This is a genomic window from Flavobacterium sp. U410 (assembly GCF_053570605.1).
Window position 1 is genome coordinate 13876 of sequence record NZ_JBSEFI010000034.1, and the last position, 13819, is coordinate 27694.

A 13819-nucleotide genomic window follows, 5' to 3' on the forward strand; every position below is an offset into this window, starting at 1 on the left:
TGACAACCATAAGAGAAAAAACAATTAAGTAAAAGATATAATTTCAATAAAATGAAAAAATTGATTTCAGTATTCAAGGTTTTAATTTTATTTTTTGGTCTGTTATCCTATGGCCAAGAAAAAGTTGTTGTAACATCAACAGTTTTAAATGCTTCGGCGATTAACAATGCTACGATTAGTGTTGCAGATCCATTGTTTAATACTCTTAATGGTTATATTACAAATAACACACCAAACAATTCTTTTGCATCTTCCAATCCGGCAGTGTATGTCCATTTTGGATTTAACGAAGACTTAAATGATAGTAATAAATATGCATTTATATATTCTTGCGAAGCAAATATTACTATAACAGTACATAAACTAGGAGGAGGAGTCCAAGTATTTAACAAAAATTTGGATCGAATTTATCACAATAATGTGATAGATGGTATGACAAATAATGATTATACCGTTGTTAAGATTCAAAATGCATATAAAGCTGATGTTGTAGTTAACAGTATAAGTTATTATGATGTAAACGGTAATTCTCTGTCGACGATCAACAATTCCGATAATTCAACCTATTTAAAATTGACGTTTGAGACAGATAGGTATTACAATATAGCATCTACAATTGTTAGTGCACACCATACTTTTATAGGGTATAATCTAGGAAACGAAATCAATTTAGGTTCTGGTCTTACTTCAGGTTCAGCAAAAGAAGTTATAATAGAATGGTCGTTCACCGGAGCAAAACCTGTTGAATATGAATTAGAATGGACATGGATAGATAATTATGGGGAAGTTTCAGCAAATACACTTCAAGCAAATGAAATAGCGTTGACAGAAACAGATTTTTTAAGAAATAGTACTAAAGTTCAGACAAGGGAAACAAGATATAGAATACCTCTGGTTTATAACAAAGGCTTCTTAGTTTATAGAGTTAGACCTATAGGGAAATTTTTAGATAATCTTTCCGTAAATTATTACGGAAGTTGGACAACTTTTCAGCCACAAACATATACTACTATTGCAGATTGGAATAACTATTTTAAGATCACAAATGAGCATGAACTAGGAAATAAGAATTGGCAATATCAGGTTTCTTATGCAGAAGATGGAAAGAAAAAAGATGTGGTGAGTTATTTCGATGGTAGTCTTAGAAATCGTCAAACAGTCACAAAGATAAATACAAATAATCAAACTTTAGTAGGTGAAGTTATTTATGATAATCAAGGAAGACCGGCAATTGAAGTTTTGCCTATCCCTGTAGGAACTTCGGGGATTCAATATTTCGATCAATTAAATAAAAAAGAAGATAATTCTACCACTTATTCACATCACGATTTTGATTGGGATGATGAAAATGAACAAAATTGTGATCCAAATCAGATAGAAGGAATGGGGGTTGACTCAGGGGCGAGTAAGTATTATTCTTTAAATGCTAATAACGGAATTCCTCAGAACAATTATCAGGATTTTGTACCCGATGCAGAAAAATTCCCTTTTTCTCAAATTGAATATACTCCTGACAATACCGGTAGAATAAGAAGAAAAGGAGGAGTGGGATTAGAGCATCAAATAGGAAACGGGCATGAAATGAACTATTTCTATTTAACCCCTAGTCAAGAAGAACTAAATAGACTGTTTGGATATAAAGTAGGAGATTTTAAGAGATACAAAAAGAATATGGTGGTAGATCCTAACAGGCAGGTAAGCATCACTTATTTGGATCCGCAAGGGAGAACTATTGCTACCGCTTTGGCAGGTGAAAATCCAGAGAATCTTATGCTATTAGACGGTATAGACAACGAAGGAGAAATAGGCGTGAATTTATTAGGAAATAATTCTCCTTATGTGTCTGGAAATAATGGAGTTTTATATGACGGAATTCGTTTAAATTCTCAAGTTGGGGTAGCTAAAGATGATTCTTCTTTATCTTTTACGTATGAATTAGACAATGCAGAAACAGGAAGTTTTGTTACCGATTGTAATAATATTCAATACCCTTTTGTTTATAATGTAAGTTTCAGTCTATTAGATGATTGTGGAAATGAACAGCTTATAGGAACTTTGAATAAGAATCTCAATTCGCAAAGTTTACCTAATACAACAACCTTATCTACAGATCCTTTAAAGATAGGAAGTTATACATTAAATAAGGATTTGAGTATTGATCTGGAAGCAATAAATAATTATGAAAATGAATATAGAACGCTTCTAAATACAACTTGTAAACCTGAATTTAATTTCGATTCTGGTAATGATATCAATGACTGTAATGTTTCTTGTCATTCTTGTGAACTCTCTCTGGGAGAAAGATATCTGGATGAGAATAATTATCAGAATTTCCAAAACTTTTTCGACGTAGTAGAATTCACTCAAACTCAAGAAGATTTTTCTACTTATGAAGATTATTTGGCGGCATATCAATTATTCTTGAATTCTTCGGCATATACAAATCAATTTAGTTTAGGGAATATTCAGACAAGACAGAGCTATATAGATCTAATGTTGAAAAATTATGTGATTGAAAATTTAGGGATTCTTTTCCCGGATTTCCAATTTTCGTATAGTGGAAGCAATTTAGTTATTCAGCCTACACCATTACAACAAGAACAAGCGCAAATTAATATTGCAGAATCTCAATTACAAAATGAGTTTCTATTACTGCTGCAAACATGTAGAGATTTATGTAATCAGCCATTAAATACTTGTAATGTCAATTATGAAATGCTTTTGGTAGATGTTAGTCCTATGGGGCAGTATGGTAGTATAGAACAGTTTACAAGTGATATCGAGGGAGAAGATGATGGCGAGGAAGATGATGAAGGAACTTCTACAGTGAATACAGATCCGGATTATCAATCATTGAGTGTTTTTGACGAATATAACGGACTTATTTATGGAGGCGTAAATACAACAACACCAAATTATACCAATTATAGTTGGAGATATCCATTCTCACCTTATGCTGATGAATTAGGAGTAGAAGCATTTATAGAGGTAGAAGAGATAAGTGAAGATATTTATGAACCTCAAGTTCTGGATCCTAATTATGTTGTTGATGGAAAAGTAAGACCACAATATTTGGCAAGCATAGAGGATTTTTTAAATTATTGGCAACCATCATGGGCAAATTCATTATTACCATATCATCCGGAATATCAGTATTATAAATATTTTAATGCAATATGTGATGAAAAATTTTCAAATGAAAACTCAGATGGATTTGATGAAAGACTTCGTTCTATAGAAACTTTTGATGAAGCCTATAATAATGGAAATGGTATAATTTATACTATTTTAAATCAAACTCAAGATCCTTTCTACAATATACAATATACCACAGAGAACGGTACTTTTTTCCAAATTCGTAAAAATTTGATGAAAGAAGCATTGCTTTACAATTATGATGGATTTGAGTTGGAAAACAATATGGGAGTATACAAATTACCGGCTTTATTTGTGGCTTACTATACTGTAGTTTTAAGTAATGGATTAGCTCCGCAAAGTGCATATAATAACTTATTTACTTCTTCAGGACCTATAGATAATAGTTCTCTTTTGGTAATAATTAATAACTTGAATGATTTCCAGAAAAATAGAATTTGGGATACTTTTAGAAGTTATTACCTTTCTGTAAAAGAGAAAACAAAAACGGTATTTTCTCATTTATATGCTATTAATCATAATGGGTATAACGATTGTATAGGTAATCCAGAGAATACAGACACTTTTGTTACATTATTTAATAAATTCAATTATAACTTGGTTCCTGATTTTACTTATGGAGGATCTTATAATAATTATACAAAACTTTTAGAGATAATAGATAATGCTTTCAATAGTACACCAAGTGGTTCCGGGGCTTTTGAAAGTCCTGTTTGTCAAAATTTCACACTACAGTATTATCAAGAAAAAGAAAAACGTTTTATTCCTGCTGATTATGGCTATGATTCAGGCGTTCCGGATAGTGTGGCTTCTGCAAATTCGGAAGCTGATGGAGATTCAACTTATTTCTTAGAAACAGGCAAATGTCCATTATTGTTTGATATAGAAAATCTTTTGAACGGATTAATTGATACTAATTGGAATGCAACAGGTTTAAATATACATTATGGACAACTTCCTCTTTATTCTATGCCATATTTGGCGCAAGATTTATATGTAGCTTTAAACGGTTCTTCATTGCCTTTAACAAGTGATGAATATATTACGGGGCAGATGGATAGCCAAGAAATATGGACGTTAGTAGTTGGGAATAGTGAGAAGATTTTCTTGGACATAATAGAATCTACAAATTACTATAATTGTAATCCTAACATTACGGATCAGCCTTCTTGGGAACTTTACAATAGTGGAGAGTTTTTTATTACAAAATTTAAAAATATTTATTATTTACCAGGGACAAATTCTAAGTTTAGAGTTTTAGCTGAAATTCAATGGTCAAATCCGGCACTTAATATTGAAGGATGCCCTACAGAAGAAATATTAATAGAAGGAACAACAATAGCTCCAATAGGAGATTGTCAGTTTGATACAGCAGAGGGAGGATTGAATACAAGTTCAGAAACAGAGGCAGGAAGCGGATGTTTTAATAAGACTCGTTTTGAAAAAGGATTGGTGAAGTTGATGAACTATTTATATAATAACGGTGAATTAAATAATAAGGATTTATATGATGCTTCAAACCCTGTTCAGTCAACTACTTATGAGCAAGGAATGATACCTCAAATTTTAGGAGATAGTAATTTTGACGGTATTTGGGGAAGTAACTCAAACGGTTATACAATTAGTTTAGGAGGGACTATTTTAATGAGTCTCAACATTAGTTTACCTAATGACTTATTTAAAATTACAAGTATCCAAATTGGGAATACTCCAAATGCTAGCGGACTATTATCAGTTTCAATGTATTATTTGAATAATGCTGGAGAACTAAATGAGATTCCTGTTTATGGAACTATAACAAATTTAGAATTTGGATGTCAGTGTACGGAAAGAATCTATACGGGTAGTGATTTCAGTGCATATTACGAGAATTTTAATAAATTTTTTAACGAATTATGGCATCAAAGTCAGTCAGGATCTGTTGCTAATGGTTGGGGCGATGGTTTTGGATTCATGAACGACATTTTTACGACTTATGACGGTGTTTTTGGTTTCAATCAAAATCAGTATAATGGAATGATATCGTATGGATTATTTTTCTATTTAGATAAAAAACAAAATTGTAAAATTAACCTTCCTTTGAAAAATTATCCGGATAGGTGCGATATTAGAACAACATTTAATGAGAGTATAACACATTTTTCAGATTTTGAAATAACAAATGTAAATCCGGACGGAACATTTGATTTCTGTATTACAGTACACCATAAGGATTATTTTGAATGTATATGTCCGGGCAAAGAAAATCCATGTGATGAAAAACAAAGTTACATAAAAGAAGGTTCTTTTGTAGCATGTGGGACAGGTTCATGCCTTATGTTCAAAGAATGTAAATCTATGATTCAAGCGCAAAATGGATTATTAATCTTATTACAAGAGATTATTAATAACCCTGATTTAGCAGATGGAGAAACACCAAAAGGATTTGAGGATATTGCATCGTATATTACAAATTCTCCCAAAGGAGTATACAACGTCTATGTTGCAGAAACAGAACAGGGTACACAAATAGGATTTGTTTTCGGAGAAGATTCTTCTTGTGAACTTGTTTTTAATGTTCCGAGGTTAACAATTGAAGAATTACAACATTCTGAATTTTTATCTTTAGAGTTTGATGAATATTTAAATACGTTTACTATTCATATCCTTTTTAAAGATAAAGAGTTTATTGGCACAGGAAATATTTCTTGTCTTGAATTAGAAGAATGTTATCAGGATATTTTAGTTCCTTGTGAAACATGTATTCCTACTGCAGTAGCGCCTGTAGTATGTAGTGAAAAATGGTTAGAATTTATTAAAAAAGTACCAAAAGCTGTTCTAATTACTAATTTTTCTAGTGTTATTGATCCTGAAAATGGTGTCGGTGACAAAGAAATGATGATAATGAACACATTCTTTTGTGAAGCCAATTACGCATATATTGCATCTGATTATTTGTATTATTTGGAAGCGTTCCATTTATCTGATGATATTCCTAATTCATACCCTTATGGAGATGGTCAGACAATTGATACGGAAAACGGTCTGTTTCTAACTTTAGGAGAGTTTGGTGCATCTAAATTGAATTATGGCTATGCAGGAACCATAGACGCTATAAATGAATATAAAGATTATATAGACAATCAAATTACAAATCCTTCAGGAAGTACTTTGACATGGAATGAATATATAGATCAAATTTATACGATACAAAACCAAATATGTCCGCCAGCACCAATGGTGCCAAGTTTTGGAGAACTTAATATAGAGATTTTAACCCCTTGTGAGGTATTTACAGCTAATGTTCAAGCAACCTATAGTTCTCAGTTATTGGAAGACTATATAAACATTAAAGTAGCTCAATTCAGAGCAGATTATATTAATGCGGCAATAGATAATGTCAAAGAAGTTTTCATTAAAGATGGCTTCGATGGCGAATATCAATACACATTATATTATTATGACCAGGCAGGAAATCTTATTCAAACAGTTCCTCCTAAAGGAGTTAATAGAATAGATGATGCCTCAAATAATGCTGTTATTAACGGAATAAGATTGTCAGGAAATGAGCAGGATATGCTTGCCGATGGAGTAGGAAATGGACAAACGGTTCCTAATCATACATTAGAGACAAAATATAAATATAATTCGTTAAATCAGTTAGTTTGGCAGTCTACTCCGGATGGTGGAGAAATACGATTTGCGTATGATGAATTAGGAAGAATTATTGCATCTCAAAATGCTAAACAGAAGAATAATTCTTTACAGCAAAACAGCAATATTTACAGCTATACAAGATATGATGGATTAGGAAGAATTTTTGAAGTAGGTGAATTTACAACAAGTACGGATATTAGTATTAATAATAAAGGAAAACTAGTTTACAGTAATGGAAGTTTAGTACCTGTAAATTCTATTGATGATAGTTATCCAAATAATCTATCTAACGATTTTAAACAAGTTACAATTACTCACTATGATACTTCTTTTGCAAATTCAAGCAGTCTTTTTGAAAGTTATGAAGAAGATAATACGCATAAACGAGTGACAGGAGTATTATTTCATAAAGTAAAAACAGCAACTACAAATGAAGAAGATTATGACAATGCTATTTTTTATGATTATGATGTACATGGAAACGTAAAAGAATTGGTAAGTCACGTAAAAAATGCAAGTCTTATAAATGGACATGATACTAAAAATATCACTTATGAGTATGATTTAATTAGTGGTAATGTTAATAAAGTAATATATCAGGCAAATAAAAAAGATCAGTTTATTCACAAATATGAATACGATGCAGACAATAGAATTACTCAGGTTTATACTAGTAAGGATAATGTAATATGGGAAAAAGAAGCAAATTATTTATATTACGATCATGGACCGGTAGCAAGAACAATCATAGGAGATAAGCAAGTTCAGGGATTAGATTATATCTATACTCTTCAAGGCTGGTTAAAAGCAGTTAATACAGAAAGTGTTAACCAAACTACAGATATTGGTAAAGATGGCTTGAGTGTTGCTCAGGATGCTTTTGGTTTTGCTTTAAATTATTATAGCGGAGATTACAAATCCAGATTCAACAACGTTGATCCGTTTGTTTATTCTAAAGGACAAAATCAGGAGCAAAATCATGATTTGTACAATGGAAATATTAAAGAGATGGTAACTTCTCTGATAAATGAAAATCAAAACCTGTTACCAACGCAATATAATTACTATAGATATGATCAATTGAATAGAATAAAGTCAATGAATTCCAAATCATTAACGAATTCATCAAATACTAATTCGTATTCAAGTACATATTCTTATGATAAGAATGGTAATTTAAATAGGCTTACCCGAACATTACAGAATGGAACATTAATGGATAATCTTACCTATAATTATCCTTATGGTAATAATCAGTTAGGGCACGTAGATGATACTCAAGCTCCTTCGGCTACTAATGACATAGATGATCAAAATTCATATAATTATGAATATGACGAAATAGGTCAATTGATAAGAGATAATGCAGAAGGACTGAATATAGAGTGGCGTGTAGATGGTAAAGTTGATAAAGTAACCAAGGATGATGGAACGGTAATAGCCTTTGAATACGACGGGTTAGGAAATAGGATTGCTAAACGTCACACTACAGTGAATGGAACAGTAGTTACCTATTACCAACGAGATGCGCAAGGCAATGTATTAGCCGTATATGAACTGGATTCTAGTGGTAATTTGCATTTAGTAGAACATCATATTTATGGAAGTAGTCGTTTAGGGATAGAACAAAAAGACGTACTCTTAAATAGTTTTGCAGGAAAAACAATTAAAGAAGAATTAACAAATGCTTCTGTAGAAAGACAAACTACACAACCTGTAATAAATAATCTTACGCCTCCTAATATTTATGGTATTCAACTAAATGGATCTAATTCAACATATTGGACGGATACAGAATCTTTTAGGGATCTTAATTTTTATTCAGAAGCAGGAACAATAACGGATGAAATTGAGATATCTACAAACTTTAAAATACAAGATGATTCTTCTTGGAGTAACTCTACTGAAAGAGTCTTATCTCTAATTCAAGGAGAGAAGAAGATTCAAAAGCCGGAAAACGAAGATATTTATAAGTCTCTGAAATATTATAATTCAGTGATCTTATTAGCTGTCGAAAAAACAAATAGTGGTTATAAACCTGTAATTTATGTAGAGAAATATAATAGAAGACACGAGCAAAAAAGAAGAAATTGTAATGGCAAGAAAAGAAGTAGACGATATAATAGATATTATAGTTACCTATATTCAACTAAATATATCTTAAATAATTCTATTCCGGCTTTACCTGAAACAGAATGGAGTTATGAGCTAAAATTATCGTATAATGCTTCAACAGACACTTTTGAGCCTAAATTAACTTTAAACGGAAACGTATATGCGCTAGGGAACTTTACGATAACGAAGCAGACTAAACTAAATAATAATCAGAGTAATACGATTAGGAGAAGTAATAATAGTAGCAGTTTGCTTCCAGTTGCCATAAAGAATAAACTAGGGAACGTTTCAGATAAGATTTATGGGCAGTTATGTGGAGGAGCTCAAATAACATTGCCAATAGTTCAAGGAATTAAAGCAGAGGTGTGTGATTTTACGTATGCAATAGATAAACATCTAAAAGATTTAGAAGACCCTTCTTTTGAAAATGAATTCACATTTGATGACAATACGAACCCTACAATTGCTGAAAATGGATTAGCAATGAATACTAGCGGTGTTCCGTTTACTCAGTCTTATTGTGGCTCTGGACCTATGGATTCTGATGGAGATGGAATTGTAGATAGTATAGATAATTGTCCGTATACATACAACCCATTACAGGAAGATGCTGATGGAGATAATGTAGGTGATGTTTGTGATAATTGTAAATTAATTGCTAATTATGATCAAACAGACACAGACGGAGATGGAGTGGGCGATGTTTGTGATAATTGTATATCAACATCTAACTATGATCAAACAGATACAGACGGAGACGGTGTGGGTGATGTATGTGACAATTGTCCAACAATAGCTAATGTAAATCAGTTAGATAGTAACCAAAATGGAGTAGGTGACGTATGTGAAGGTTTAGATCAAGGGAACTCATTAATAGACCAGACAATTATACTTGAGGATTCTTATTTAAGAGTCGTAGGGGATAAAAATTATGAGCTATCTAATCATTTAGGGAATGTATTATCTATCATTTCGGATAGAAAATTAATTAAAGTCGATGGTAATGGAGAACCATTATCAGCAACACTCTTCCCGGATGTTATGGGTTATAATGATTATTATCCATTTGGAATGACAATACCTGGACGTTCTTATTTTAGCCAAATATATCGTTATGGCTTTAATGGAATGGAGAAAGATGACGAGATTAAAGGGGAAGGAAATAGTATAAGCTATACAGAAAGAAATTATGATCCAAGAATAGGAAGATGGACAAATCCTGATAGATTTGCTCCTATCATAGCTAGTCAATCTCCTTATAGTTATGCTTTGAATAACCCGATTTATATGGTGGATCAAGACGGGGATTATCCTAAACCGTCGGAACTTTTAGCTAAATTTGGTGTTGAAATGCCTCCTTTAGCAGCTGGAGTTCTTGATGGAATAGTAGACGCGTCGCCTTTAGGGACTTTAGGATTTATGTATGATTTGGCAACAGATTCTAAATTTAGAAGTGATATGGTTGAAACATTTAAAATGATGGCCTCCGATCCTGTTGGCTTTGCAAAAGCAATGTTGGCAGATAAAGTAGAGATGTTCGAAAAAGCAATGAAAGGAGATCCAGATGCACTGTATGAGTTGGGAGAAGAGTTAGGTAGTACTTTAACAGGATTGGTAACAGGTAGTTCTGCTAAAAAATTTATTGATTGGGGTAAAAAAGCCAAACAGACCAAATTAGCAAAAACAATGAAAAAAATTAATTGTGCTTGTTTTACCGGAGAGACAAAAATTTTAACATCAAGTGGGTTAAAAGAGATATCAGAGATTAAAGTTGGAGAAAAGATTCTAGACTATGATTATGTGAATGACAGGATTATTGTAGAAGAAGTCCATGAAGTAAAAGAAATGATAGTGAGAGAAGTTTATGAATTAATGATTGAGGGAGAAATAATCAGAGTAACACCAGATTTTAATTTTCTTGTAGAAGGAATAGAGGTGAATGTTTCTAGTTTAAAACAAGGACAACAGGTAATGTTGTATAATGGTAGGAAAGTGACTGTTCAGAAAATTACATTATTACAAGGAGAGTTTAAAATGTATGATATAACTTATAAAGAAAACTAGTTATGAAAAAACTGATGATGTATCTTTTACTGTTATTTGGATTATTCCAAATAACAGCTCAGGAAATAGCAAGTATCAATAGTGAGATAGTTAAAATAGAAGACAATCATAGTCCTTCGTTTGTCTATTATCGACCGACAAATGTTTTTACTAATCCTTATTTGTTTTCGGATAATTTTATTGTAGAGCCTATACCTGTAGAATACTATACAGAGAAAGAAAAAGAAATACAAAAGAAGTTAAATGAGCAGGAAGAAAGTATTATTGCCTTTTCATTAAACGAGTCTTTTTACGAAGAACAGGGTATAGATAATGAAGAAATAACGCCTTATACATGGAAATGGGTACATCTTCAAGTTAAAGAAACAAACGGGAGCTATACAAATATCCATTTGAGAAGACCTAACAGTTGGTTTTTAGAGAATAGTGCAACAAAAGCTGGTGATAAGATCTATATCTCATTACCTCAGATAGGTATAGATGGAGAAATTCCTATTGTTAAGATTTATCCCAATACGTTAGATACTCGTTTTTGGGATTACTACTATGATGAAAGCCATGTAAAGAGACCAATAACAGGAAAAATAGAGCACTCGGCTAACAATGTAGTTGATATTAAGTTTAATGATAGCGAAAAGATAATTTCACCTACAACAAATCATTTGCTCTGGAGTGCAGACAGAGAGGGTTGGGTATCTGTGGGGGAATTGGGTATAGGTGAGCATATTACAACAAAAGAAGGAATATTAACACTCACCAGTAAAGAACCTAATGAAGGTTGGCACGTTGTGTATGATCTTGAAATATACAGAGATCATAATTTTTTAGCGGGTGAACAATATGTTTTGGCTCATAATTGTGAAGTTACCTTACAAAGGATGATGAACAAAGCTGAGGCTGAACTTACAAAGAAAAAAGGATTAGTTCCACACATTGAAGGAGACGGGGCTAAGTGGGTTGCAATAAGTACCAAAGCAAATAAAAAAGCTAAATTTGGGAAAGCAGCTAATTATACTCATAGAGCAGAGTTTACTATGAAAAAAGGTACTTTAGAATGGTTAAAAGAAAAGGGTATTAATTATGAATTTTTAAAAGGAGAAAAAGGAGCTCCTGATAGGATTATTTTAAAGGCAAATGAGCCAGGCAATTTTGGAATAGGTAAAGATTTGCTTCCAGAGTTTAATAAAAGAATTGAGAGTGTAAAAATTTATGAGGTAAAAAGATAAATGACAATAAAGGATGATTTATTGAATCGTTTTTTGAAAAAAGTAGAAGAACGTTTTATAATTAATGAAAGAAAAAAATTATTTGGGTATTTTAATAATATTGATGAACAATCATTGTATATATTAGAAATTTTTGAATATATACAAAGTGATAAAATATTAAAATATCTAGAATTAAAATTAAATATAAAGAAAAATAATCTTAAAAATATTTTTTCAGAAATTAATTATGTATTTCTAATCTACTTCGACTTTAAATTAGTTAAGAATTCTTTGGTTCAAAGAATTTCAATAGAATTTTTAAAATGTTTATTATTTTGTGACTTTTCAAAAAGGGATAAAGTAAAAGTGAATAATCGTATCATTCAAAAATTATTTGAACTAAACTCATGGGAAGAATCTACATCTCTTAAATGCAAGATTATAAAAAATAATCAAATTAATTTATTTTATAAAAATATTGATTTGATAAAATTATTTGAAAAAATTTATTACGATGACGGCATCATAGATTTATTACCATCTAAGTTTAAAAGAGAAGAGGTTTTACTAAATTTTAATCTTTTACTTAGTTTATTAAATGGAATCATTAATTATAGTGATAAAAATACTTATATTAAGGATGATATAGAAGAATTACAAGATGCTTTAAAATTCTATTTTGTGTTTGACTATTGGCAAGAAAATCAAAAAATGCTAGAAATAGATGATTATTTAAATATCACCCCAATAAAAAATATTATGGATATTGACAAATATCTAAAAGATCTGCCTAAAATATCTGATTCTAGTACTGATGTTGAAGTGATTTACAAAAGTAGTTATATAATGACTCGCTTTATAATTCAATATTGTTTTTTAAATATAGAAGAGTTACCTTTAATTTTAAATTTAATAAAGGACAATAAATTAAAAAAAATTTTTATGATTGTATTAATCCATCATGACATTTATAATTATAAAGAAAAATATGAAATTTATAACATGAAAAAAGCTTTACCTACAGGAGCTTGGGAGCTTTTTTTTGAATAAAATTTTAACCAAGTATATTTTTTTAAATTATAAAGAATGAAAAAAATATTATTTTTTTTAAGCCTATTTACTATATTAAGTTATAGTCAGCAGAAAACGACACAGAAAGATTTATTGATAGATAAACTATTTAGAATAAATAAAACAGAAGAGTCTTGTAAAATATTAATTGATCAGATTGTTAGTCAATATAAGAAAAAATATCCTAGTATAAATGATACAAAGTGGAAAACAATAACAAATAAAATAGATTATATTTCTTTCATAAAGAGTTCAAAAAATATATATTATACTAATTTTACAGAAAAAGAGATTAATGAACTTATAGTTTTATATGAAAGTAATGAAAGGTCTAAGTATACTGATAAAACTCAAAAAGTCAGCACTCAATTATATCAACTTGGAAAACAATTTGGGCAAGATGTTGCAAGATTGATTAATCAGGAAATTATAAACTAGTTAAAGTAAAAAAACGAAAATTTATTTTACAAAAATAAAACAAAAATCCACTTTCATTATAATTCTAAAAAAGTAAGCAATTGTTTTTTGTTTCAGAAAAAAAAGTATATCTTTGCAATCCTAAATAACAG

The 13819-nt window shown here is 30.7% G+C and carries 4 protein-coding genes; all 4 read left to right on the plus strand.

All coding sequences use genetic code 11. The features are described from left to right. Positions 1 to 51: 51 nt before the first annotated feature. Genes ACUSJC_RS16180 through ACUSJC_RS16195 form a run of 4 tightly spaced genes read left to right on the plus strand, consistent with a single transcriptional unit; the run spans position 52 to position 13688 of the window. On the plus strand, positions 52 to 10971 hold the full coding sequence (locus ACUSJC_RS16180) for a thrombospondin type 3 repeat-containing protein (RefSeq protein ID WP_449270606.1): 10920 nt from the start codon (positions 52 to 54) through the stop codon (positions 10969 to 10971). A gap of 2 nt (positions 10972 to 10973) precedes the next feature. After that, positions 10974 to 12197: a Hint domain-containing protein gene (locus ACUSJC_RS16185; protein WP_449270607.1), complete on the plus strand. Its 1224-nt coding sequence runs from the start codon at positions 10974 to 10976 to the stop codon at positions 12195 to 12197. Continuing rightward, entirely contained in the window at positions 12198 to 13229 is a 1032-nt protein-coding gene (locus ACUSJC_RS16190) for a hypothetical protein (RefSeq protein ID WP_449270608.1), read from the plus strand. A gap of 36 nt (positions 13230 to 13265) precedes the next feature. Further along, a complete protein-coding gene (locus tag ACUSJC_RS16195) occupies positions 13266 to 13688 on the plus strand; it encodes a DUF2059 domain-containing protein (RefSeq protein ID WP_449270609.1) in 423 nt (140 codons plus the stop codon). Positions 13689 to 13819 lie beyond the last annotated feature (131 nt).

Excerpts from the sequence above, each read along its gene's own strand:
- ACUSJC_RS16180 (WP_449270606.1), top strand. The coding sequence starts at position 52 with ATGAAAAAATTGATTTCAGTATTCAAGGTTTTAATTTTATTTTTTGGT.
- ACUSJC_RS16185 (WP_449270607.1), top strand. The coding sequence starts at position 10,974 with ATGAAAAAACTGATGATGTATCTTTTACTGTTATTTGGATTATTCCAA.
- ACUSJC_RS16190 (WP_449270608.1), top strand. The coding sequence starts at position 12,198 with ATGACAATAAAGGATGATTTATTGAATCGTTTTTTGAAAAAAGTAGAA.
- ACUSJC_RS16195 (WP_449270609.1), top strand. The coding sequence starts at position 13,266 with ATGAAAAAAATATTATTTTTTTTAAGCCTATTTACTATATTAAGTTAT.